Annotated in this window: 17 protein-coding genes and 1 other RNA gene; 11 read left to right on the top strand and 7 right to left on the bottom strand. The window is 32.4% G+C overall.

Features of this window, described 5'->3' with window-relative positions:
- Nucleotides 1–61: 61 nt before the first annotated feature.
- Nucleotides 62–1,687 carry an ABC-F family ATP-binding cassette domain-containing protein gene (locus KO504_RS03155; protein WP_215924875.1) on the bottom strand — a complete coding sequence of 542 codons (1,626 nt, stop codon included), beginning with the start codon at nt 1,685–1,687 and terminating at the stop codon, nt 62–64.
- Between the two features lie 353 nt (nt 1,688–2,040).
- Between KO504_RS03155 and KO504_RS03160 the strand changes: the two genes are divergently transcribed.
- Nucleotides 2,041–3,501 carry a TlpA family protein disulfide reductase gene (locus KO504_RS03160; RefSeq protein WP_215924876.1) on the top strand — a complete coding sequence of 487 codons (1,461 nt, stop codon included), beginning with the start codon at nt 2,041–2,043 and terminating at the stop codon, nt 3,499–3,501.
- A gap of 18 nt (nt 3,502–3,519) precedes the next feature.
- Here the strand turns inward: KO504_RS03160 and fsa are convergent, their stop codons facing one another.
- The 3 genes from fsa to ffs form a co-directional block, all read right to left on the bottom strand.
- The gene (fsa, locus tag KO504_RS03165; RefSeq protein WP_215924877.1) at nt 3,520–4,173 is read right to left on the bottom strand and encodes a fructose-6-phosphate aldolase; all 654 of its coding nucleotides are present in this window, start codon (nt 4,171–4,173) and stop codon (nt 3,520–3,522) included.
- Between the two features lie 114 nt (nt 4,174–4,287).
- Nucleotides 4,288–5,091 carry an SDR family oxidoreductase gene (locus KO504_RS03170; RefSeq protein ID WP_215924878.1) on the bottom strand — a complete coding sequence of 268 codons (804 nt, stop codon included), beginning with the start codon at nt 5,089–5,091 and terminating at the stop codon, nt 4,288–4,290.
- 144 nt (nt 5,092–5,235) lie between these two features.
- An RNA gene (ffs, locus tag KO504_RS03175) (signal recognition particle sRNA small type) lies at nt 5,236–5,334 on the bottom strand.
- 88 nt (nt 5,335–5,422) lie between these two features.
- Here ffs and KO504_RS03180 point away from each other — a divergent pair.
- The 4 genes from KO504_RS03180 (at nt 5,423) to KO504_RS03195 (ending at nt 10,263) form a co-directional block, all read left to right on the top strand.
- Nucleotides 5,423–6,451, top strand: coding sequence for a glutaminyl-peptide cyclotransferase (locus KO504_RS03180; RefSeq protein WP_215924879.1), 1,029 nt, complete (start codon nt 5,423–5,425; stop codon nt 6,449–6,451).
- 89 nt (nt 6,452–6,540) lie between these two features.
- Nucleotides 6,541–7,746: an acyl-CoA thioesterase gene (locus KO504_RS17420; RefSeq protein ID WP_354667378.1), complete on the top strand. Its 1,206-nt coding sequence runs from the start codon at nt 6,541–6,543 to the stop codon at nt 7,744–7,746.
- Between the two features lie 79 nt (nt 7,747–7,825).
- A complete protein-coding gene (locus KO504_RS03190) occupies nt 7,826–8,590 on the top strand; it encodes a carboxypeptidase-like regulatory domain-containing protein (RefSeq protein WP_215924880.1) in 765 nt (254 codons plus the stop codon).
- Between the two features lie 83 nt (nt 8,591–8,673).
- Entirely contained in the window at nt 8,674–10,263 is a 1,590-nt protein-coding gene (locus tag KO504_RS03195; RefSeq protein WP_215924881.1) for a hypothetical protein, read from the top strand.
- A 100-nt stretch (nt 10,264–10,363) separates the two neighbouring features.
- Here KO504_RS03195 and glyA read toward each other — a convergent pair whose 3' ends face one another.
- Complete coding sequence (gene glyA, locus KO504_RS03200) at nt 10,364–11,638, bottom strand: serine hydroxymethyltransferase (protein ID WP_215924882.1); 1,275 nt, start codon at nt 11,636–11,638, stop codon at nt 10,364–10,366.
- 110 nt (nt 11,639–11,748) lie between these two features.
- Between glyA and fahA the strand changes: the two genes are divergently transcribed.
- The gene (fahA, locus tag KO504_RS03205; protein ID WP_215924883.1) at nt 11,749–13,041 is read left to right on the top strand and encodes a fumarylacetoacetase; all 1,293 of its coding nucleotides are present in this window, start codon (nt 11,749–11,751) and stop codon (nt 13,039–13,041) included.
- A gap of 75 nt (nt 13,042–13,116) precedes the next feature.
- On the opposite strand, the gene KO504_RS03210 is transcribed toward fahA, so the two are convergent.
- The gene (locus KO504_RS03210; RefSeq protein ID WP_215924884.1) at nt 13,117–14,799 is read right to left on the bottom strand and encodes an RluA family pseudouridine synthase; all 1,683 of its coding nucleotides are present in this window, start codon (nt 14,797–14,799) and stop codon (nt 13,117–13,119) included.
- 111 nt (nt 14,800–14,910) lie between these two features.
- Between KO504_RS03210 and KO504_RS03215 the strand changes: the two genes are divergently transcribed.
- Both KO504_RS03215 and KO504_RS03220 read left to right on the top strand, forming a co-directional pair.
- Nucleotides 14,911–16,095 carry a hypothetical protein gene (locus KO504_RS03215; protein WP_252723607.1) on the top strand — a complete coding sequence of 395 codons (1,185 nt, stop codon included), beginning with the start codon at nt 14,911–14,913 and terminating at the stop codon, nt 16,093–16,095.
- Between the two features lie 164 nt (nt 16,096–16,259).
- Entirely contained in the window at nt 16,260–19,721 is a 3,462-nt protein-coding gene (locus KO504_RS03220) for a T9SS type A sorting domain-containing protein (RefSeq protein WP_215924885.1), read from the top strand.
- A 212-nt stretch (nt 19,722–19,933) separates the two neighbouring features.
- Here the strand turns inward: KO504_RS03220 and ytxJ are convergent, their stop codons facing one another.
- A complete protein-coding gene (gene ytxJ / locus KO504_RS03225; RefSeq protein ID WP_252723608.1) occupies nt 19,934–20,311 on the bottom strand; it encodes a bacillithiol system redox-active protein YtxJ in 378 nt (125 codons plus the stop codon).
- A gap of 279 nt (nt 20,312–20,590) precedes the next feature.
- Here ytxJ and clpB point away from each other — a divergent pair, with 279 nt between their 5' ends.
- From clpB to deoD, 3 genes are all read left to right on the top strand, one after another.
- Nucleotides 20,591–23,197: an ATP-dependent chaperone ClpB gene (gene clpB / locus KO504_RS03230; RefSeq protein ID WP_215924886.1), complete on the top strand. Its 2,607-nt coding sequence runs from the start codon at nt 20,591–20,593 to the stop codon at nt 23,195–23,197.
- A gap of 421 nt (nt 23,198–23,618) precedes the next feature.
- Nucleotides 23,619–24,281 carry a deoxyribose-phosphate aldolase gene (deoC, locus tag KO504_RS03235; RefSeq protein WP_215924887.1) on the top strand — a complete coding sequence of 221 codons (663 nt, stop codon included), beginning with the start codon at nt 23,619–23,621 and terminating at the stop codon, nt 24,279–24,281.
- A gap of 27 nt (nt 24,282–24,308) precedes the next feature.
- Nucleotides 24,309–25,007 (top strand): purine-nucleoside phosphorylase, encoded by a 699-nt coding sequence (deoD, locus tag KO504_RS03240; protein ID WP_215924888.1) that lies wholly within the window; start codon nt 24,309–24,311, stop codon nt 25,005–25,007.
- Nucleotides 25,008–25,024: the final 17 nt, after the last annotated feature.

The following is a 25,024-nucleotide window of genomic DNA, read 5'->3' on the forward strand; positions in this document are numbered from 1 at the left end:
ACAAAAAAAATGCTGATATTAAAAAATATCAGCATTTTTATTTTAAAGGAATAAGATACTATTAAGCCGTTACATTATACATCTTTTCGCGTTGTTCTTTTATCTTTTTATCACTCATGTACTCATCAAACGTCATATAACGATCAATAACTCCACTTGGTGTTAATTCTATAATTCTATTACCAACGGTTTGCGCAAACTCGTGATCATGTGTTGTTAATAAAATGGTGCCTTTAAAGTTTTTTAACGAATTGTTAAACGCTGTAATACTCTCTAAATCTAAGTGGTTGGTTGGCTCGTCTAACATTAATACATTAGCTCTCATCATCATCATACGGCTAAGCATACAACGTACTTTTTCACCTCCAGATAAAACATCTGATGTTTTTAGAGCTTCTTCACCACTAAAAATCATTTTCCCAAGGAATCCTCTAATATTCACTTCCTCTCGCTCCTCTTCTGTTTGTGCCCACTGACGTAACCAATCGACCAAAGTCAATTTATTATTAAAAAATTCGCTATTATCTAATGGCAAATACGATTGTGTGGTAGTAACTCCCCAATCAAATTTTCCAGAATCCGCTTGTTCATTACCATTAAGTATTTGATAAAAAGCTGTTGTTGCTCTAGAATCTTTAGAATACACAACAACTTTATCTCCTTTATTTAAATTGATATCAATATTACTAAATAAAATCTCATTTTCTATACTAGCAGATAAGCCTTGAACATTCAAAATCTGATCTCCAGCTTCACGATCGCGTTCAAAAATGATAGCAGGGTAACGACGACTAGAACGTTTAATTTCTGATATATTTAATTTATCAATCATTTTCTTTCTACTCGTTGCTTGCTTAGATTTAGCTACGTTAGCAGAGAAACGACGAATAAAATCTTCTAATTCTTTCTTCTTTTCTTCAGCCTTTTTATTTTGCTGTGCATGTTGTCTTGCTGCTAATTGAGACGACTCGTACCAAAACGTATAGTTACCAGAGAAATGGTTAATCTTCCCAAAATCGATATCCGAAATATGTGTACAAACAGAATCTAAAAAGTGTCTATCGTGAGAAACCACAATCACACAGTTATCATAATTAGCCAAGAAATTCTCTAACCACGAAATTGTTTCATAATCCAAATCGTTGGTAGGCTCATCCATAATTAACAAATCTGGATTACCAAATAAAGCTTGTGCTAATAATACACGTACTTTTTGCTTTCCATCTAAATCTTTCATTAAGGTATAATGGTATTCTTCCTTAATTCCTAAGTTAGACAACATAGCTGCAGCATCACTGTCTGCATTCCAACCATTCATTTCTTCAAACTGCACTTGAAGCTCACCTATTTTTTCAGCATTTTCATCCGTATAATCAGCATAAAGCGCATCTAGCTGAGATTTCAATTCATATAAAGGTTTGTTTCCCTTTAAGATGGTTTCTAAAACCGTGTCTTCATCATGCTTATTGTGATTCTGTTCTAAAACAGACATACGCTTACCTGGCTCTAAATGAACACTTCCTGAAGTCGGATCCATTTTTCCTGCTATAATCTTTAAAAAAGTAGATTTTCCGGCACCATTGGCACCAATAATACCATAGCAATTACCATTATTAAATGTGGTGCTTACTTCATCAAAAAGTACGCGTTTTCCGAATTGAACTGATAGATTAGAAACTGATAACATATTTTAAAACTTTATTGTATTTGCCTTAAGCTTAACTAAGACCAAATTTTGAGAGTGCAAAAGTAGAAAATTTAAGCCAAACTCAACCATATAACTAGATTATCAATTTTAAAAAATCATAAAATTTTATATTTTTAAACACTTCCAAATCTTTTTTCCTATCCAAAATAAAAAAATAAAAACCTAATATGACTTATAACTCTATAGAAGGAACAATAATTATTAATAAAAGCATTATTTTATCACCTGTAAACGAAATAAATACACACTTAACAATATTTAACGAGGTCTTAACAAGAGTTCAGTAATGCATCACATACTTTTGTTATACTAATCTTTTATAAAAAAATCTTATGCTAATCCGACGTATAGTTATTGCTATTACTTTGTTATCTACTGTTTTTGGATGTCATTTCAAAGGAAATAACACGAGCGATTATGCATACCTAGGTGGAGAAATTATTAATCCAAAGAACAATAGTGTCACCTTATACAATACAGAGGGTAAAATATTAGATTCTATCACTTTAGACACCAATAATAGATTTATTTACAAGGTAGATAATCTAGAACCAGGATTGTATTCTATTACACATGGTGGAGAATATCAAATGTTATTGTTAGAGTCTAATGATAGTATTATGTTTCGACTAAATACATATGATTTTGATGAATCTTTAGTATTTACAGGAAAAGGAGCTAAAAAGAACAACTATCTTATTAAAACTTACTTATCTAACGAAAAAGAAGCTAAACAGTTAGTTAAGTACTCTAAAATGGAACCCGAAGCTTTTAATGATTTTGTTGAAAAAAGACGTAACTCTCAACTCGATGAATTTCATCAATTCTTAATGCAAAACGAAGAATCTGAGTTCTTTAAGTCCATTATTGAAGCTAATATTAATTATAATGCTTATGCAGATAAAGAGATTTACCCTTTTGCATACTTTGGCAATAATAAGTTAATTCATATTAAAGACTTACCTAAAGACTTTTTTGAACACAGAAACCATATCGATTATAACGCTAGCCACTTAAGCCGTTTCTTTGCCTATAACCGTTTTTTATCTTCACATATAGAAAATTTAGCTACACATACCTATTACAAACACAATGCTTTTCACAGCAAATTTAATAGGCATACTATGGACTATAATATGTCTAAACTCGATTTAATTGATAGTATTATTACTAATGAAACGATTAAGAACAATCTTTTAAAGTATAAAGCTATAGATTATATCAGTCATAATCATACTGAAATTGAAGCGAATAAATTTTTAGATTATTATTTAACAAAAAGTACTAATGATGAAGATCAACGTTACATGAAAGACTTGGTATCATCATTAAAGCGCTTACGTCAAGGTAATCCTCTACCAAATATAGCACTTGTTAATTATAACGATACAGAACATTTAATTACTTCTATAATAAACAAACCAACCATTATTTATTTTTGGACTTCTAACTCTAAATCACAATATAGAAATAGTCATTTTATGGTAGATAAGTTAAAATCTAATTTTCCACAAATGGATTTTATTTCTATTAATGTCAATGATAATGACGATAAATTCTGGAAAAAAATCATTAATAACTACAGCTTCCCTACAATAAATGAGTTTAAGTTTAAAAATTCTAAACTAGCACGTAAAACTCTAGCTGTAAACTACTTAAATAAGGCTATCATTGTAGATGAGAACGCCATGATTTTACATCCAAATGCCAATATTTTTAGCTCTGATTTTAAAGAAACACTTGAAGAATTATTACAAAAAAAGCATCTTATTGTTAAACAAGATGCTCTTTAATATGGGGTAAAATTAATTTTAATTTCCTTTCTTATAATCTGCTAAGAACTTTTCTAAACCGATGTCTGTTAAAGGGTGTTTTAATAATCCAGTAATAGAACTTAAAGGTCCTGTCATAACATCTGCACCTAATTTAGCACAATCTATCACATGCATTGTATGACGTACAGAAGCAGCTAATATTTGCGTTTCAAAACTGTAGTTATCGTAGATATGACGAATTTCAGCAATAAGATTTAAACCATCTGTAGAAATATCATCTAAACGGCCAATAAACGGAGACACATAAGTTGCTCCTGCTTTTGCAGCCAATAATGCCTGACCTGGTGAAAACACCAAAGTAACATTAGTTTTAATTCCTCTATCAGAAAAATATTTACAAGCCTTAATACCATCTTTAATCATTGGTAACTTAATAACAATCTGATCGTGTAATTCTGCTAAAGCTTCACCTTCTCTAACCATACCATCAAAATCTGTAGAAATAACTTCTGCAGAAACATCTCCATCTACAATATTACAGATGTCAACATAATGTTTTAAAATATTGTTTGTCCCTGTAATGCCTTCTTTAGCCATTAGTGATGGGTTTGTGGTAACACCATCTAAAATTCCCATATCTTGAGCTTCTTTAATCTGCTCTAAGTTTGCTGTATCAATAAAAAATTTCATAAAAACTTGTTTTGAATTGTTGTGTTTTTGATTGTCGCGAATTTACGACTTTAAGCCTCATTTAAAGAAATGATTTTATAGAATATATTAACAATAGCCATTACCAACTGCGGTCTACAATTTATAATGATTCATCAGTAACTTTTCATAAACTTTATCTGGAAGTATTCGTTTTAAAACAATAGAAAATTTCTGCATAAAAGCACCAACCTTATAATGGATTTTTGGATGTTTAGTTTCAATGATTTTATAAATAGCTTCTGCCATTTGCTTAGGGTCATTTCCACTATCTACATGCTCATCCATCATACGCAACGTATCTCCATACGTGGCTTTATAAGGTGAATTTTCTAAAACAGGAGCATGATAACGACCTGCAGCTATATTAGTTGCAAAATCTCCAGGCGCCACATTAGTCATATTAATATTAAAACCTTTTAATTCCATTCTAAAAGCTTCAGTTATTAATTCGAAAGCCCCTTTACTTGCACTATACACGCCTCTATATGGTAACCCCATATAACCAGCAATAGATGTTACATTAATTATTAAACCAGAATTATGCTGGCGCATGGTAGGTAAAACGGCTTTAATGACATTAATTGGACCAAATAAATTGGTTTCAAAATTGCGCTTAATTTCTGCATCAGGAATTTCTTCAATAGGTCCTGTAATTCCCGCACCTGCATTATTTAAAAGCACATCTATTTTAGATTCTTGCTTTAAAACCTCAGTAATACATTTAGAAATTGTTTCGGCTTTAGTAACATCTAAAGCTACAATTGGAAATTTACTATTAGGATACCTATCAGGGTTCCTACTTGTACCATAAACTTTAAACCCTTTAGCTTGAAGAAATTCACCAACAGATTTTCCTATTCCAGAAGAACCCCCTGTTATTAATACAACTTTAGACATACTGTTTTATATATTATAATATCGAAAATACAAATTATGAAATTAGTAGTGCTTTTAATAAGACACTAACCTCGATTAGAACCGCTATAAACTGAAAAAATCTCGATTCGCCAAGGCGTTCAAGATTTGAGTTTAGGGTACAAAAAAAGGCAAGCTACCTACATCACACCGCTACGACCATTTACCTTTGCTGCGTTCCCGCCCTGGAGGGTTCAACAGGAGCTGGTTGTGTAGGACTTGCCAGGTGCAAAGATACAATCTTTAATTACTTTCGCAATGATTTTTAAACTGAATTTTATTTAATAACTTGCTAAAAAATTAAACAGACCTTATGCAACTTTATAAATATTTCATTCTCTTATATTTAAGTCTAATAGTAACTAATTGTGGTAACACAAACACAGCAAAACAATCTAGCTTATCTATTAATACGACCGTAAAATCTTTAATGCTTGGAGATACGTTAAAACTATCCATAAATAATCCAAAACAATTAGAAATCAGCAATATTAGCTATAAAATTAACGGAAAGGCTGTTGATAATAATTCGGTTTTAAATAAAATTACGCTCGGCGAAAAAATTATAACTGCAACAGTAACTGTTGGTGAAAAGACTGAAACTCTTAAAAAATCTATTAAAGTCTTTAATAATATTATTCCAACTATTTATACTTATGAAATTGTAAACACCTACCCTCACGATATAACATCTTATACTCAAGGTTTAGAGTTTTACAATGGCGAATTGTATGAAAGCACAGGTCAGAAAAGAAAATCTAAACTTAGAAAAGTAAATTTTGAAACTGGTGAAGTTCTAAAAAACATCAATTTAGAAGATCAATATTTTGGAGAAGGTTTAACCATTCTTAACGATAAAATCTATCAGCTTACTTGGCAAGCCAAAAGAGGCTTTGTTTACGATGTAAATACCTTTGAAAAATTAAAAACGTTTAATTACGGAACAAGTAAAGAAGGTTGGGGAATTTGTAACGATGGAAAAACATTATTTAAATCTGATGGTACAGAGAAAATTTACCTTTTAAATCCTGAAAACTTAACTGAGGAAGGGCATCTTGAAGTTTATACCGAAAAAGGGAAAATTCCAAGTTTAAACGAACTCGAATGGATTAATGGCAAAATATATGCAAATATTTACCAACGTAATGGTGTGGTAATTATCAATCCTAACACAGGAGGTGTTGAAGGAGTTATAGATTTTAAACCTTTAAGAAAACTCGTAACTCAACATCCTGAATTAGACGTTCTAAACGGTATTGCTTACCACCCAGAACGTGAAACCATTTTTGTAACAGGGAAAAATTGGGACAAACTTTTTGAGGTTAAAATAAAAAAACAATAAGCTTTACTCACTGAAAAGTGTAAGTCACTCATTCATCTTTTTATTAAACCTATAACTTTTGGTTCTTTGAGATAACAATCAAACTAACCATGAGAAAAGTTATAACCATCAACATTCCAAAACCTTGCCATAAAGATTGGAATAAAATGACTCCAACACACCAAGGTCGTCATTGCTCTGCTTGCCAAAAAATAGTTATAGATTTCACAAAACAAACCGACGAACAAATTATTAAAACTTTAGAGTCTCATAGCCATCTTTGCGGTCGTTTTAAAACGCAACAAATCAACAGAGATCTTGTTATAGCTCGAAAAGACAAAAACAATTATAGGTCTTGGTTGGCCTCTGGCCTATTTGCTTTTTTTGCGTTTGGAACTCAAAGTACTAACTCTCAAATTGTTTCAAAAACCATTCAAACAGATAGCATACTAAAACCCATCGTAAAAGGGAAAATAGCAACTTCTATTTTAAATGAGCATATATATACGGGTTCGGTTACAACAGCTATAGACGGTTTACCGCTTCTTGGTGCCACTGTAGTTCTAAAAAGAACTAAACATAAAGTTTATACCAATTTTGACGGTGTTTTCTCTTTGAAGGCAAAGCCCGGAGACACAATTGAGTTTAAGTACTTTGGTATGTTTACTCAAAACCTTATTTTAAGTACTAAAAATAACATTACAATAGCATTGAAAGACGATGCGTGTAATAAAAATTATGTAATAGCTGGTTATGTATCTTATAATTATAAAAGCAATAACAAGTGTAAAAGACAAAAGAGAAAACTAAAACGTCTAGCTAAGCAAGAAGCCATAAAAAATGGTGAACAAAAAAGAACTGCTGTAGGTAAATTATTTTACGGAATTAAAAGGTTATTTAATATCTTTAAGCATCAAAAATTGAAGATGCAAATATTTGAAAAAACCATAACCGTTTCAGAAGAAGATATCGACGATCTTAACCACGTAAATAACGTGCGTTATGTACAATGGGTCCAAGATATTGCTAAAGAACATTGGCTTGCCTATGCTACAAAAGATATACTAGAGGCGTATTCTTGGTTTTTAGTGAATCATTATATAGAGTATAAAAGTCCGGCACTATTAGAAGATCAACTTTTACTAAAAACATACGTTTCAGAAGTTGCAGGTGTTAGTACCATAAGACATGTAGAAATCATCAATATTAATACCAAGAAACTCATTGTAAAATCCAAGGCAAAATGGTGTTTAATGGATTCTAAAACTCAACGTCCTACACGTTTAACACAAGAAATTGCCGAGCTTTTTAATTAATATTTAGGTTAAAGTTTTTTTAAAACACAGATTTCTTTCAACTTAATCACTTTTCTTTAACGCATCAATCAACTCAACCATGCGTCAACTTAGTATTTTAATCCTATTACTATGCTTACCATTAGCTCTAAAAGCTCAAGTTTTAAGAGGAAAAGTCTATAACAGTAAAAACACAATTGAAAACATAAAAGTATTTAACGACACCCAGAACCGTTTAACAGCAACAGATAAAAATGGAGATTTTACTATTAACGCCAAAGTAAATGATACCATTTTGTTTGAATCTCTATTCTACCATCCAAAAGTTGTTATACTTAAAGACATTCACTTTGAAGACATTGCCGTTTTTGAGCTCAAAGAAATACTAACTGAACTGGACGAAGTAGAGATTAAAGCAGAACCTGAGCAACCCGTTTTTAAAGAAGAAACCTACAATACAGACCTTCAAAACATCATTAAAGAAGACATTAAAAACAATCCTCACCTCTATAAGCCACCTGGTTCATCTTATGGTGTCGATTTTGTTTATCTTATTGGAGAAGTGGTTAAGCTCTTTAAAAAGAATAAAGTAAAAAGCCCTACTTACCAACCTATTACATATACGCAAATGGACTCTTTATTTGAAAAAAGTTCATTCTTCAATAAGCGTTTAATAACAGAAAATTTAAAAATTCCTGAGGACAAAATTTATCTGTTTTATGATTTTTGTGAAGCAAAATATATCAGTTCCGAATTACTAAAAGAAGAAAATAAGATGCAATTATTAGAAGCATTAGTTTTAAATAGTCAGCTTTTTTTAATATTACTGGAACAATACAGACAAGAAAATGTGATTAAAGATTAATAAAACAAATATAATTCTAGAACTTCATAATAAAACCTAACTTCAAAAGTTATATTTTTAAGCCTTAATTATATTTATTACTTATGAAGCGATTGCTATCATTTTTTCTCTGTTTCGGAATTTTAATTTTTTGGAGTTCTTGTCGTAACGATTTTGAATTTACTCCAAGCAAAGGACAACTAGAGTTTGCAAAAGACACCATTTATTTAGATACTGTTTTTACAAATATAGGTTCTAGCACTTATAATTTAAAAGTATATAATCGTAGTGATGAAGATATCGTAATTCCAACGATACAACTTGAAAATGGCGAAAACTCATTATACAGAATGAATGTCGATGGTTCTACGGGCATACAAAATGATACACAAATTGGTAAATTCTTTGAAAATGTTGAATTATTGGCCAACGATAGTTTATATATTTTTATTGAAACAACTATAGATATTGCAAATCCAGACTTGGGAGCTTTAGAAAACCAATTTTTATACACAGACCGTATTCTATTTGATTCTGGTAGTAATCAACAAGATATAGATGTTGTTACCTTAGTTAAAGATGCCGTTTTTATTTATCCTAATAGAACACCAATTGATGATGATGACAATTATATTATTGAAACCCTAACCTTTGATGTCGATGGAGATGGTACACCAGACGAAACCACACTACAAGGTCGATTTTTAGAAGATAGCGAGCTTACCTTTACTAATGAAAAACCTTACGTTATTTATGGCTATGCAGGTGTTGGCGCTGGTAAAACCTTAACTATGGAAGCTGGTGCACGCGTTCACTTTCATGCCGATTCTGGAATTATTATCACCAACGAAGGCGCTTTAAATATAAATGGATCACTTAGCACAGATCAAGATCTTTTAGAAAACGAAGTCATTTTAGAAGGTGATCGTTTAGAACCACTTTACGAAGATATTCCCGGACAATGGGGAACTATTTGGTTATACAACGGAAGTAAAAACAATACCATTAACTACGCAACCATTAAAAACGCAACTATTGGGATTATAGCCGATGGCAACCAAGACGCACCTAACGATAAATTAACCATTACTAATTCACAAATATATAATGTTAGCAGTTTTGGAATTAGAGGAACAGCAACGTCTATAACTGCAGAAAACCTAGTGATTAATAATAGCGGACAATCCGCTTTTGCTGGTACCTATGGCGGAAAATATAACTTTACACATTGCACTATTGCTAATTATTGGGATACCAGTTACAGAGAATTTCCAGCGCTACTTTTAAATGATTTTATTATAGATGAAAACAATACCTTATTTACTAACGATTTAACAGAAGCTAACTTTAACAACTGTATTATCTACGGAAATGATAATCCTGAATTTTTATTAGAAAATGAGGGCAGTGTATTTAATTACAAATTCACAAACTGTTTACTAAGGTTTGACAACGATAATCTTGAAGGCACAGGAAATTACAACTTTAATAACACTTTATTTTATGTAGACAATGTCTTTAACCAAAATCCTGATTTTAAAGATCCTTTTGAAAACAGGATGCAAATTGGTTCAGATTCAAAAGCTAAAGGAATTGGTAGTTCTGATTTTTCTGTACCAAATGATATTCTTGGATCACCAAGATCTGGAGCAATAGATGCTGGAGCATACAATTTTATTACGTTTGAAGATTAATTAAATTTAGTTACAACATTATTAATTATACAAAAAAGCCTTTCAAATTAAATTGAAAGGCTTTTTAAATATAAATTTCAACCTGAACGGTTTTTAATTTTTAAGCATTAAACAACGCACGTCCGCCCATTAATGCATTTACTTTTTCAGCAACACCTGCTAAAACCGTTTCATTATCGTGATTAGTTAACACTTCATCAATTAAATCAACAACATAAGCCATATCCGTTTCTTTTAATCCTCGTGTTGTAATTGCTGGTGTTCCTACTCTAATACCAGACGTTACAAAAGGAGATTCTGTATCAAAAGGCACCATGTTTTTATTCACTGTAATATCTGCTTTTACTAAAGCGTTTTCAGCATCTTTACCCGTAATATTTTTATTTCTAAGATCAATTAACATCATGTGGTTATCTGTTCCTCCAGAAATTAAATTGTAATCTTTAGCAACAAATGCTTTAGCCATAGCATCGGCATTATGTTTAACTTGTAACATATAATGCATAAACTCATCAGTTAATGCTTCACCAAAAGCAATCGCTTTAGCTGCTATAATATGCTCTAATGGTCCACCTTGGTTTCCTGGAAACACACCAGAATCTAATAAACCTGACATTTTACGAAGTTTACCACTCTTTAAGGTAATACCAAATGGGTTATCAATATTTTCACCCATCATAATCATTCCACCTCTTGGGCCTCTCAGTGTTTTATGTGTTGTAGTTGTTACCACGTGACAATGCGGCATTGGGTCGTTAAGAATACCTTTTGCAATTAAACCTGCAGGATGTGAAATATCAGCTAATAAAACAGCACCAACACTATCGGCAACTTCTCTAAACTTCGCAAAGTCAATATCACGAGAATACGCAGAAGCACCAGCTATGATTAATTTTGGCTGTTCTTTTTGGGCTTGGTCTGCCAACATATCATAATCTATACGACCTGTATCTTTCTTTACACCATAAAATGTAGGACGGTATAATTTACCAGAAAAGTTCACAGGCGAACCATGTGTTAAATGACCTCCATGAGATAAATCAAAACCTAAAATTGTATCACCTGGTTTTAAACAAGCATGAAAAACAGCTGTGTTTGCCTGACTTCCAGAATGCGGCTGTACATTGGCATAAGCAGCACCAAACAATGTTTTTGCTCTGTCTATTGCTATAGTTTCAACCTCATCAACCACCTCGCAACCACCATAATAGCGTTTACCAGGATAACCTTCAGCATATTTATTAGTTAACACAGAACCAGCAGCTTCCATGACTTGGTCACTGACAAAATTCTCTGATGCTATTAATTCAATACCATCGAGTTGGCGTTCTTTTTCGGCTTTAATGAGTTCAAAAATTTGTTCGTCGCGTTGCATATATAATGAGTTTGTTAAATCGATACAAAAATAGTGAATACATTAGTTTAAATATCAAAAATTATGTAGGTTTGAATGAAATTAATGAACATTTAATCAACAATTATACTATGCCATTATCAGCCAATAATCCAGATCGCACCTCATGGTTACATGTCGGTAAAAACTCAGATTTTCCAATTCAGAATATTCCTTTTGGTGTTTTCTTAACTAGAGACGACATTATAACTATAGGAACACGTATTGGAGATACAGCTATTGATCTTGGCGCTTTACATCAACTAGGTTATTTTGAAGGCATTCCATTAACCGATGATATTTTTCTTCAAGATACATTAAATGACTTTATAGCAGATGGCAGAAAAACTTGGCGTTTGGTTAGAAATAGAATCGCTGAGATTTTTGATGCTGAAAATGATACTTTAAAAAACAACGTACCTCATAAAGAAACTATTTTATTTCGTTTAGATGAAATTGAAATGCAACTACCTATACAAGTAGGTGATTTTACAGATTTTTATGCTAGTAAAGAACACGCTACTAATGTAGGCACAATGTTTAGAGGTGAAGAAAATGCTTTAATGCCTAATTGGCTACACTTACCTGTAGGTTATCACGGTAGAAGTTCTTCTATTATTCCATCAGGAATTCCTATTCACCGTCCGCAAGGACAAACACTACCTGCTGGCTCTGACACTCCTGTTTTTGGACCGAGTAAATTGGTAGACTTTGAATTAGAAATGGCCTTTATTACTACAGATGCAAATGATTTAGGAGAACCTATTCCTATTGATGAAGCTGAAGAATATATTTTTGGATTGGTTTTATTAAACGATTGGTCTGCTCGTGATATTCAAAAATGGGAATATGTACCTTTAGGCCCATTTTTAGCTAAAAATTTTGCTTCCTCTATTTCACCTTGGATCGTAACATTGGATGCTTTAGAACCTTTTAGAGTAGAAAGCCCAAAACCTGTAAAACCACAATTACCTTATTTACAATATAAAGGTAAAAAGAGTTACGATATTAATTTAGAAATGTCAATTCAGCCCAAAGGCTCTAAGGAAACTACAGTTTGTAAATCTAATTTTAAATATATGTATTGGAATATGGTACAACAATTAGCACATCATACTGTTAATGGCTGTCCTGTAAATTCTGGCGATATGATGGGAAGTGGAACCATTTCTGGTCCAACACCAGATTCTTACGGTTCTATGTTAGAGCTTACTTGGAGAGGTGAAAAACCATTAAAAATGAAAGATGGCACTGAACGTAAATTTATTAATGATAACGATACGGTTATAATGAGAGGTTATTGTGAAAATGATGACATCCGTATTGGTTTTGGACAAGTAAAAACACAATTATTACCTGTATTTAATCCAAAGAAAAAGAAATAAGCGAAACGCTCATAAATAGATAAAGAAGACTAAAGTTAAATTACTTTGGTCTTTTTTTTGTTTTAAAGTTAAAGACTAAAAAGGAGCTTTACAAGTAAAACTAACCCACGCTTTCTTTACAGGATGCTCAAAACTTAACGTTTCTGCATGAAGGTGTAGACGGTCTGAAATAGTGCCATATAAATCATCGCCAACAATTGGCGTATTTAAGCCTTTATGATGTGCTGCATGTACTCTTAATTGATGCGTTCTTCCTGAGATGGGGTAAAAATAAATTCTAGTTTTATTTCCCTCAATAGCAATAACCTCATAATTTGTAGTTGCCTTTTTGCCATGCTCATAGCAAACCAATTGTCTTGGTCTATTATTCAAATCTACACGAAGCGGTATATTAATAGTACCTTTAGTTGCTTCTAGAACTCCATCTAATAAAGCAACATAACGTTTTTTTACTTTACGCTCAATAAATTGCTTTTGAAGTTTTTTATGCGTTCTTTCATTTTTTGCCACCAATAACAATCCGGAGGTTGACATATCTAAACGATGTAATAATAATGGTCCTGTTGCTTTTGGTAAATAAGCTTGCATTCTAGTTAAAACAGAATCTTTAATCGTTTTTCCTGGCACTGATAAAAACTCGTGAGGTTTGTTAAGGACTAAAAGAAAATCATCCTCATAAATAATTTCTAATTCACCTTTAAAAACACCAGCTAAAGCTATAGGATTAGGTTCTACATCTAGACCTTGCATCATATGACCTAGAATAGGCTCACACCTCCCACGACAAGAGGGATAAAATTGTCCATGTTTCCGAACCTCTGCTGTTGGAGATACTCCCCAATAAAATTCGGCCATAGCAATTGGTTTCAAATCATTCTGATAAGCATACTGAAATAATTTAGGAGCTGCACATTCTCCTGCTGCAGCTGGCGGTTTTCCTAAATCTGTTTTTTTAAAAATATCAATTAAGTTTTGGGTTTCTCCATTGGCGTTTAAAAATTGATAGTGCTCATGGATTTGCTTTTGCAAACTTGCTGATAATGTTTTTCTTTCAAGCTTTAAACGTTCAATAGGTTGAATTAATTCTGTCAATAAATCTTCGGCTTTTTTAAGTTCAGCTTCAAGATTTAACTTTATATATTTTAAATCAATATTACTTTGAATACTTTGCTGCTTTAAGCGTTCTAAAAATACACTTTTCTCTAAGTCATTAAGAGTTTGCTCTGCTTCTACTCTAAGCTGTTTGCGTTTTTGTTTTTCAGCTTTAGCATTCCTTTTAAAGTCTTCAAGCTTTTGGATATTTTTTAGCTTAGTTTGTTTTAAGTTTTTTTCGGCTTTTTCTAATTCCGGATTTTGTTGTAATGCTTCAATCTTAGCCGTTAAAAGATTCAAATAAGCCTCATTTTGTTTATAAAATCCATCTTTATTTAATGTATCATAAATTGGAGGTACAAATCCTTTCAAATAATTGCTTTCTGCTAATTTTCCTGAAAATGCCGTGATGTAACCTAATTGTCCGTCTTTAGTTTCAACAATCATTACACCAAACATTTTTCCAATTTTTAGACCTTTTTTCGTCTCATCTAATCCAAAGTTATGTTCAAAATCTGACTGAGAAGACAAATACGTCTTCACCTCATCTGCAGCTTTAATACAAAGAGCATTTGGTGTATAATAAAACGGAAAAGTAAACTGTTTTGGTAATATTTCCGAATATGATTTTAGAGGATGAAAACAACCGTTTTCCGTATGAAACATAAGACTTTCAATTAATTTACAAAGAAACGAAAATATAAGTAATCAACATACCAAAAAAAGTTTGGCATCATAATTGGATTTACAATTATATAACCAATAAAATACAAGATTATGAAACGATTTTTACTTTTAACAGTCCTTGTTTCGGTACTAGCATCTTGTAGTGCCAAAAAACAAATTGAAAGCGCAATTAGCAACGGAAATTACGACGAAGCAATCTCTGAAGCTTTAAGAAAACTTGAAAACAACAAAGATAAAAACCGTAAGCAAGACTATATTGTAATGCTTGAAGAGGCATACTATAAAGTTTTAGATGAAGATTTAAATGACTTGGCTCACCTAAAGAAAGACGGTAATCCAGAACAATTTAAAACCATCTACACTATCTATTTAGATTTAGAGGAAAGACAAAATGCGATTAAACGTGTATTACCTTTAAAAATAAACGGCAAAACATTAGACTTAGATTTTAACGATTACAGTTCTGAAATTATAGATTACAGATATAAAACTTCGGATTATTTATTAAGTCAAGGAATTACGTTACTGGATTCTGGCGATAAGTTTAATGCGAGAAAAGCATATAGCATATTTAGTTATATAGAAGAAATAAATCCAAATTTTGAAGACACAAGAAATCTAATTAACGAAGCACACTTAAAAGGAATGGATTATGTACATGTGTCTATCCAAAATCAAACACATCAAATAATTCCACAACAATTAGAAGCCGAATTACTTGATTTTAACACATATGGACTGAATCAATTTTGGACAACTTATCACGCAAATGCTAATAATTCTATAGATTATGATTTTGCGATGCAATTACAATTAAAGCAAATTAATGTTTCACCAGAACGTATTAGTGAGCGTCAAATATTAAGACAAAAACAAATCGTAGATGGTTGGGAATACCAATTAGACAGAAACGGAAATGTAAAAAAAGATAGTCTTGGTAATGACATTAAGATTGATAAAATCATAACTGTAAAAGCTAGGTTTACTGAAGTTTTACAAACTAAATCTACACAAGTGATTGCCGATGTTGTTTATACAGATTTAAAACAAAATCAAACAATTGATACCTTTTCTATAGATAGTGGATTTATATTTGAAAATAGTTTTGGAATATATAAAGGAGACAAAAGAGCTTTAGTTAAAGACGACCTAAATCTTTTAAACCAAAGACAACTTCATTTTCCAAGTGATGAACAAATGGTTTTTGATTCGGGTGAAGATTTAAAACTTAAACTAAAAGATATAATGGGCTCATATCACATTAGAAGAAGTTAAAGCCATATCATTTATAATTATAAAAACTCTTACTTAGGTAGGAGTTTTTTCTTTATAACTGTTTTAGTAATAGAATCAATTTTACAAATAAATTGAGATAAAGATCTTAACGTAACGCAACCGTTGTAAAAATCTACATCTTGTAAAAACAAAACCTATCTACTATGAAAAAAATTACACTTCTTATTTTGCTCACTTTTTATTCCATGTTTTGTTTTTCACAAGACCCAACAGTGTACGTTACCAATAATGGTCAATTTAATTATTCTGTAATTGAAGGTAATGTATACACATTTACAGTAAGTATGTATAGTGCCGCTACTACTGATGTCATTGTAGATGTTAGCACCATCAACAACTCTGCTGATGGTAGTGATTTTGTTGCCCTGTCTACAACAGTAACTATACCTGCAGGACAATTAAGTAGCAATACATTAATTATTCCAACAACAAACGATTTTGATATTGAAGGTGATGAATTTTTTACTCTTCAAGCTTCAGTAACCTCAGGAAATACAGCTAATTCTAATGTATCCAGAACCATACGTATTTGGGATAATGATATAATCCCAACTGTAATTGCACATACAACTCCAAGAAAAATTGAAGGTCAAACAGCAAATTATAATATTAGTCTGAGTAATTATTTTCATTCAAGCGTAACCATAGATTTTGCTACTATAGCCGGAACAGCAGATGCTTCAGACTACAATCCTACAACAGGAACAGTTACTATTGATGTAGGCCAACGCTATAGTTCCTTTGTAATTAGTACACAACAAGATGCCATTGCAGAACCAGATGAAACCTACAATATTACAGCAACAATCACTTCTGGAAACACTACAAATAGTAGTATAGACATGTTGGTTACAATAATAGACGACGACACTGAGCCTACATTAAACCTAAGTTCATATAACACCAATGAAGGTAATACAGCGTATATATATGCTAATTTAGATAGAGCTTTTAACTCAGATATAGAAATACAAGTGACAACGTCTAATGGAACTGCTGATAATTCTGATTATACAAACTTATCACAAACCAAAACTATTGAAGCTGGAAATTACGGTACAAGCTTCCTTGTTTATACAACTGACGACACACTAGACGAACCTGTAGAATCTGTAAATTATACTGCAACAGTAATTTCTGGCAACACAACAAATACTTCCGAAACAGGAACTTTTAATATTATAGACAACGATGGCTTACCCGATTTTAGCCTACAAGCTGTATATAATGATAATGAACCAGGCAATCAATCAGGAGATAGTTTAGTTGCCGAAGAAGGTTTTGATCTTAAATTTACACCACGATTAACTTATCCTAGCGCTGTTGATACAGAGATTGAAATCACAACAACCAATGGAACTGCTGATAGTTCTGATTATACAACCGCTACCATACTCGTTACTATTCCTGCTGGTCAATATTATAATTATAACGAAACCTACAGTTACCCAACCATTTTAGACCAACTGGATGAAGACGATGAAAATATTTTTATCAACGCCCTTGTCACTTCAGGAAACACCTATAATTCTAATTATACTTTAGAAGGTTTTATCTTAGACAATTACCATCTAAATGCACAACACGACGAAATAACTTCTGTGCTCGAAGTTGGCACAACTTTTCAAGTCTTAGACAACGATACGTTTGAAGGCTTACCTGTGGTTCCCGAAAACTTAAATGTTGCTTTACTCGATACGAATGCATTAGGCATTACACTCAGTACTTCAGGTGTTTTAACAATTCCTGCTAATGTACCAATAGGTTATTACTCTATGGATTATGAAATATGCGACTCTTCAAATCCAAGCAATTGCGATACTGCAAGTATCATCGTTAGAGTAGAATCTCCTTTAGAAGTAACATACATAGCTCAGTATGTTGATTTTAATGGTGATGGTTTTATAAGTGTTGGTGACACAGTTGAATATGAATTTACTGTAACCAATAATGGAAATGCTCCAATAACAGATATTGATGCCGAAGTGCAATTTCAAGATTTAGACATCGTAGGTGGACCATTAGCCTCCTTAGATGCAGGATTAACAGATAGTACAACCTTTACAGCCTTATATATTATAACACAAAATGATATTAATTTTGGGTATTACGCAGGTGATTTAGAAGGAGCTTATTTTTATGGTACTTACTACGGAGTTGAACATCAAACATATTTGTATGACCAAAACCAAATGTTTAGTTTACAACAATCCGATGGCATAAAACTAAATGCCTTTGTAGATATTAACGGTAACGGCACTCAAGAAACAGGAGAAGTTAACTTTCCTTTAGGTCAGTTTAATTATGAAATAAATAATGATGGAGTCATCAATAACCTATATGTATCTCCTCATTATTTATATGAATCTAACCCAACAACAACTTATGAACTCTCATATACAGTAGATCCTAATTACGCTACTAATAATACAACAGCAACAACTTACTCTAACGTCACAGTTCCTGTAGGTTCAGGTATCACAACTTACGATTTCCCAATTTCAGTAACAGCCTATGATGATTTGTCTGCTAATGTTTCAGCGTCTTGGAGACCACCAATGCCTGGTTTTACATATTGGAATTACATCAGTTACACCAACAATTCTAACGAAACTGTAACTTCTGGTACTATAGACTTTACTATGGATAATGCCTTAAATTTACTTAATGTCTACGAAGCACCACAATATTGGAACGCAGGAAATAATATCGCTTCATTTACAACTACAGCTACAGGCTTCACTTACGTTTTTAACAACTTAGAACCTTACCAAACCAAACACTTATGGGTAAAAATGCAAGTACCAACATTACCAACAGTAAGCCTAGGACAATTAGTAACAAATACAGTAGATATTGAATTACTCGCTGGAGATGTTCTACCTTTAAACAACACCTCTAGCTTAACACAAACTATTGTAGGTTCTTACGATCCTAATGATATTACAGAAAAACATGGTGAAGACATTGTACATTCTACATTTACAACAGATGACTATTTAACCTATACCATTCGTTTTGAAAATACAGGAACGGCAAATGCCATTAACATAAGAGTTGAAGACATTTTAGACGAAAAATTAGATGAATCTACACTGAAAATGGTAGATGCAAGTCATACCTATTCTCTAGAACGTGTTGGCAAAAATTTAGAATGGAATTTCTTTGCTATAGACTTACCTCCTTCTGAAGATATTGAAGATTCACCAATTGGCCATGGTTTTATAACGTTTAAAATAAAACCGTTTCCAGATTATGCCATTGGTGATATAATACCAAATACAGCAGAAATTTATTTCGATTTTAATCCTGCTATAATAACCAACACATGGGAAACAGAATTCGTTGAGTCTTTAGGAGTTGAAGAATCTGAGTATAACAATTTAACGGTTTATCCTAACCCAGTAAAAGATATACTTCAAATTAATAATACCTCTATGATTACTACTATTGAAATTAGTTCAATCTTAGGCAAACAAATCTTATCAAAATCTGTGGACGCCTTAGCTACTAAAATTGATTTAAGTGAATTTTCTAATGGTGTTTATTTTTTAAAAATAATGAGTGATAATGGAGAAAAAACCGTGAAGATTCTAAAAGAATAATAGGTACTCTTATATATAAAAAACCTCTCCTATTGAGAGGTTTTTTTATATTAAATTTATTCGTTAATAATTATGGTAGCGTTCAAAAAACAAACCTACACTTCAAACATTTTCGTATTCTGTTATTCTCATTTAAAGACAACAACAACAATAGTAAGACTCCGCTTTTAAGTGATGATAAGTAGAAATTCAGCACATAGAACTGTCTAGATTTACAGAAACCTTTCCAAATCTAGCTCGTTAATACCACCATGACTAGCATGTGCCACCGCTACTCCATTCTTAATGACTAAAAGCTGAGGTGACTGATGCATAACTTGAAACTTATATCCCACTTCATTAGACACATCTCTATAACTCAACAAATCCAAATAATACAAATCGGCATTCATCTCTAAATCATAAGCAGACACAAACTGTTTCATTACCATACTACTAATGCCACAACGTGTAGAGTGTTTAAATATAAACTGCGTTTTAGTATTGGATTTACTAGCAATAGTACTTAATTGAGACACATCGCTTAGCGGTTGCCATGGCAACACCTTCTTTTCTTTTGGCTCTGAGGAACCGAATAATTTTTTAAACATATTAATTTTTTAAATTCAGTTTTAGTGATTTGGATAAAGTTGAAATAAAACCCTAAACTGACCAAAGTCATTACTTAAGTCGAAACTAATTCGTAATCTTACATAGCGACAAAACGTCACCATTAAAAAACACAAAAACAGACATTTTGTCGTTTATTTCTTACATTTCTAAAATGGTAAGATAATTGTCTAAAGATAGTCAAACACAATAACACAACAATAAAACAAGGTGGATTTGAAAACTGTAAAGATTTCAAATTAACTATAAAACAATAAAAGATGAATTTTAATAACTATACCATTAAATCGCAAGAAGCCATTCAACAAGCGCAGCAACTTGCCCAAGGTTTTGGTCATCAGCAAATAGAAAATGAGCACATTTTTAAAGCGCTCTTTAATGTTGATGAAAACGTATTACCATTTTTACTTAAAAAGTTAAATGTTAATATTCTAATGCTTCAACAAATACTAGACAAAGACCTCGAAAGTTTTCCGAAAGTTTCAGGAGGAGATATTATGCTCTCTCGTGAAGCAAGCAAAGCTTTAAACGAAGCATCTATCATTGCTAAAAAGATGAATGATGATTATGTGTCTATTGAACATTTAGTTTTAGCTATTTTTAAATCTAAAAGTAAAATTGCCCAAATTTTAAAAGACCAAGGCGTTACTGAAAAAGGTCTAAATGCAGCTATTGAAGAATTAAGAAAAGGAGACAGAGTAACATCTCAAAGTCAAGAAGAAACGTATAATTCACTTAGTAAATACGCTAAAAACTTAAATCAATTAGCACGAGATGGTAAATTAGACCCTGTAATTGGTCGTGATGAAGAAATTAGAAGAATTCTACAAATTTTATCGCGTAGAACAAAAAACAACCCCATTTTAGTTGGTGAACCAGGAACAGGTAAAACCGCTATTGCCGAAGGTTTAGCTCATCGAATTATAGATGGTGATATTCCTGAGAACTTAAAAGACAAGCAAATTTTTGCTTTAGACATGGGGTCTTTAATTGCAGGTGCAAAATTTAAAGGTGAATTTGAAGAGCGACTTAAAGCCGTAATAAAAGAAGTAACTGAAAGCGATGGTGATATCGTATTATTTATCGATGAGATTCATACACTTGTAGGTGCTGGTGGTGGACAAGGTGCCATGGATGCCGCTAACATTTTAAAACCTGCTTTAGCACGTGGCGAATTGAGAGCTATTGGAGCAACAACTTTAGATGAGTATCAAAAATACTTTGAACAAGACAAAGCTTTAGAACGTCGTTTTCAAATGGTAAAGGTAGATGAGCCAGATACAGAAAGTGCAATCTCTATTCTTCGTGGAATTAAAGAAAAATACGAAACACATCACAAAGTAAGAATTAAAGATGAAGCCATTATTGGTGCTGTAGAATTATCACAACGTTATATTACTAATCGTTTCCTTCCGGACAAAGCGATTGACTTAATGGATGAAGCTGCTTCAAAATTACGAATGGAGATTAATTCTAAACCAGAAGAATTAGATGTTTTAGACCGTAAAATCATGCAACTTGAAATTGAACATGAAGCCATTAAACGTGAAAAAGATGAAACTAAATTAAAAAGCCTAAAAGCTGATTTAGCTAATCTCAAAGAGGAACGAAATGAGCTGAATGCCAAATGGATATCTGAAAAAGAAGTGGTAGAAAACGTTCAGAATATAAAGGAAGAGATTGAAAACTTTAAACTAGAAGCCGAACGTGCCGAGCGTGATGGCGATTATGGTAAAGTAGCCGAAATTAGATACGGAAAAATTAAAGATGCTACTGAACAGTTAGAAAAATTCCAAAAAGAATTGGCTGAACAGAACGAAACATCTTTAATTAAAGAAGAAGTAACCTATGAGGATATTGCAGATGTCGTTGCAAAATGGACAGGCATACCTGTAACTAAAATGCTTCAAAGTGATCGTGAAAAATTACTTAAACTTGAAAACGAATTACACAAACGTGTTATCGGACAAGAAGAAGCAATTGAAGCGGTTAGTGATGCGGTACGTCGTTCTAGAGCTGGACTTCAAAATCCTCAAAAACCAATAGGAACCTTCTTGTTTTTAGGAACAACAGGTGTTGGTAAGACGGAACTAGCTAAAGCTTTAGCAGAGTATCTCTTTGATGACGAAAATGCAATGACGCGTATAGATATGAGTGAATATCAAGAACGCCATGCTGTTAGTCGTTTGGTAGGTGCACCTCCAGGATACGTTGGATACGATGAAGGTGGTCAGTTAACAGAAGCTGTACGAAGAAAACCATATTCTGTAGTATTGCTAGATGAAATTGAAAAAGCACATCCTGATACGTTTAATATTTTATTACAAGTCTTAGATGAAGGTCGTTTAACGGATAACAAAGGACGTGTTGCAGATTTTAAAAACACGATAATAATTATGACCTCTAATATGGGAAGTCATATTATACAAGAACGTTTTGAAGCAACTAAAGATATCCCTTCAGCTATGGAAGCTGCTAAAATTGATGTTTTAGCCTTATTAAAACAAACGGTAAGACCTGAGTTTTTAAACCGAATTGATGACACCATAATGTTTACTCCTTTATCTAAAGAAAACATTGTTGACATTGTAGGCTTACAGCTTAAAGGTATCACTAAAATGATAGCCAAACAAGGTATTACGTTTGATGCAACACCTGAAGCAGTAAACTATTTAGCTGAAAAAGGGTATAATCCAGAATACGGAGCAAGACCTGTAAAACGAGTAATCCAAAAAGATGTTTTAAACCAGCTAAGTAAAGAAATATTAGCAGGAAAAGTAACTACAGATAGTATCATTTTACTTGATGAGTTCGATGGACAACTCGTCTTTAGAAATCAGGGAGACTTAGTTACGGAAGAATTGTAAAATACAATTCAAATAAATTTTGAAATTAACCGTAACATTTTTGAACAGAAATAGTCAATATATTGATTGGTTGGTTAAGAACAACACAAATTCCAAGCGCTTGGAAGGAGTGTTGTTCTTCCTTTTTTAAAGCTAAAAACAAGATAAATTTTATTTTTTAGTAAAAAATACAGTTATTCTTCACAAAAATGAAACTTATATCATTCTAAAAATGAATAACTTTTATAGTTATTAACAATTATTCGATGAAATGCATAATAAAATTTCATTTTTCAATAGTCATTTTAACGGATAAATCATTAGTTTTGTCGAGCTATTAAATTCCAACACGACTTAAGACATTATTAATCTTGTTAGTAAACTCTCTAATTGTTAGAGAATTACTATAGTTAATCATTGCCTAAACCCCTAACCTTATACAATGGAATTAAATCGATACATAGACCACACCTTATTAAGTGCTTCTGCAACAGAATCAGACATCCTTAGACTTTGCGAAGAAGCTTTAAAATATAACTTTTATTCTGTTTGCGTAAATAGCTGTTATGTAGCTATTGCTAAACAAGCACTTGGCAGATCTGAAGTAAAAGTGTGTACTGTTGTAGGCTTTCCTCTTGGAGCCATGTCTACTGAAGCCAAAATATTTGAAGCCAAGAATGCTATAGAGCAAGGTGCTACTGAAATAGATATGGTAATGAATATTGGCCGTCTTAGAAGTAAAAACTATGTTGCCGTTTTAAAAGATATTGCCAATTTAAAACGCGCTATAGGCTTAACTCCTTTAAAAGTTATTCTTGAAATAAGTGAACTTTCTAAAAATGAGATTGTAAAAGCTTGTGAAATATGCGTAGATGCTAAAGCCGATTTCGTAAAAACTTCAACCGGATTTTCTAAAAGTGGTGCTACACTTACTGCCGTTAAAATAATGAGAAAAACGGTTAAAGATAAGCTTAAAATTAAAGCTTCAGGCGGCATTAGAGACACAGAAACAGCCCTTAAATATATTGAAGTTGGTGTCGATAGAATTGGCACTTCTTCAGGTGTAGCCATGATGAATAATATACCCTCAAATGCTTCATATTAATTGAAACACTTTTCTTAACTTTGCGATATGAGTGTACATATCGAAGCAAAAAAAGGAGAGATAGCAGAAACCATACTACTTCCGGGTGATCCCTTAAGAGCAAAATGGATAGCCGAAACATTTTTTGAAAACCCAACATGCTTTAACAAAGTTAGAGGTATGTTGGGTTATACAGGAACCTATAAAGGTAAGCGTATATCTACAATGGGAACAGGTATGGGAGTTCCAAGCATTTCTATTTATGCCAATGAACTTATCACAGAATACGGCGTAAAAAACCTTATCAGAGTTGGTAGCGCAGGTTCTTACCAAGAAAATGTAAAAATTAGAGATGTCGTTTTAGCCATGGCTGCTTCATCTACTTCTGGAGTTAACGAACTACGATTTGGTGGTGCAGATTATGCGCCCACAGCAGATTTTGGATTATTTATGAAAGCTGTAGAAGCTGCTCGTGCTAAAAATATTCCAATTAAAGCTGGTAATGTTTTATCTTCAGATGAATTTTACGAAGACGACAAAGAAGCCTTTAAAAAATGGTCTAAATTTGGAGTGCTTTGTGTAGAAATGGAAGCCGCAGGATTATATACCGTTGCTGCAAAACATAACGCTAACGCATTGGCTATCTTAACCATTTCAGATTCACTAGTTACAGGAGAACAAACAACGAGCAAAGATCGCGAAACGACTTTTAAAAGTATGATTGAAGTTGCTTTAGAATTGGCCTAAATTATTTTCTAGTAACT

The organism is Winogradskyella psychrotolerans, assembly GCF_018860565.1.
GTDB lineage: Bacteria > Bacteroidota > Bacteroidia > Flavobacteriales > Flavobacteriaceae > Winogradskyella > Winogradskyella damuponensis.

Bases quoted from the DNA above. Each gene is read 5' to 3' on its own strand.
- ytxJ (WP_252723608.1), bottom strand. From the start codon at position 20,311: ATGTTTAAAAAATTATTCGGTTCCTCAGAGCCAAAAGAAAAGAAGGTG.
- KO504_RS03215 (WP_252723607.1), top strand. From the start codon at position 14,911: ATGAAACGATTTTTACTTTTAACAGTCCTTGTTTCGGTACTAGCATCT.
- clpB (WP_215924886.1), top strand. From the start codon at position 20,591: ATGAATTTTAATAACTATACCATTAAATCGCAAGAAGCCATTCAACAA.
- KO504_RS03160 (WP_215924876.1), top strand. From the start codon at position 2,041: ATGCTAATCCGACGTATAGTTATTGCTATTACTTTGTTATCTACTGTT.
- KO504_RS03195 (WP_215924881.1), top strand. From the start codon at position 8,674: ATGAAGCGATTGCTATCATTTTTTCTCTGTTTCGGAATTTTAATTTTT.
- KO504_RS03180 (WP_215924879.1), top strand. From the start codon at position 5,423: ATGCAACTTTATAAATATTTCATTCTCTTATATTTAAGTCTAATAGTA.
- deoC (WP_215924887.1), top strand. From the start codon at position 23,619: ATGGAATTAAATCGATACATAGACCACACCTTATTAAGTGCTTCTGCA.
- KO504_RS03155 (WP_215924875.1), bottom strand. From the start codon at position 1,687: ATGTTATCAGTTTCTAATCTATCAGTTCAATTCGGAAAACGCGTACTT.
- KO504_RS03220 (WP_215924885.1), top strand. From the start codon at position 16,260: ATGAAAAAAATTACACTTCTTATTTTGCTCACTTTTTATTCCATGTTT.
- fahA (WP_215924883.1), top strand. From the start codon at position 11,749: ATGCCATTATCAGCCAATAATCCAGATCGCACCTCATGGTTACATGTC.
- KO504_RS03170 (WP_215924878.1), bottom strand. From the start codon at position 5,091: ATGTCTAAAGTTGTATTAATAACAGGGGGTTCTTCTGGAATAGGAAAA.
- glyA (WP_215924882.1), bottom strand. From the start codon at position 11,638: ATGCAACGCGACGAACAAATTTTTGAACTCATTAAAGCCGAAAAAGAA.
- deoD (WP_215924888.1), top strand. From the start codon at position 24,309: ATGAGTGTACATATCGAAGCAAAAAAAGGAGAGATAGCAGAAACCATA.
- KO504_RS03210 (WP_215924884.1), bottom strand. From the start codon at position 14,799: ATGTTTCATACGGAAAACGGTTGTTTTCATCCTCTAAAATCATATTCG.
- fsa (WP_215924877.1), bottom strand. From the start codon at position 4,173: ATGAAATTTTTTATTGATACAGCAAACTTAGAGCAGATTAAAGAAGCT.
- KO504_RS03190 (WP_215924880.1), top strand. From the start codon at position 7,826: ATGCGTCAACTTAGTATTTTAATCCTATTACTATGCTTACCATTAGCT.
- KO504_RS17420 (WP_354667378.1), top strand. From the start codon at position 6,541: ATGAGAAAAGTTATAACCATCAACATTCCAAAACCTTGCCATAAAGAT.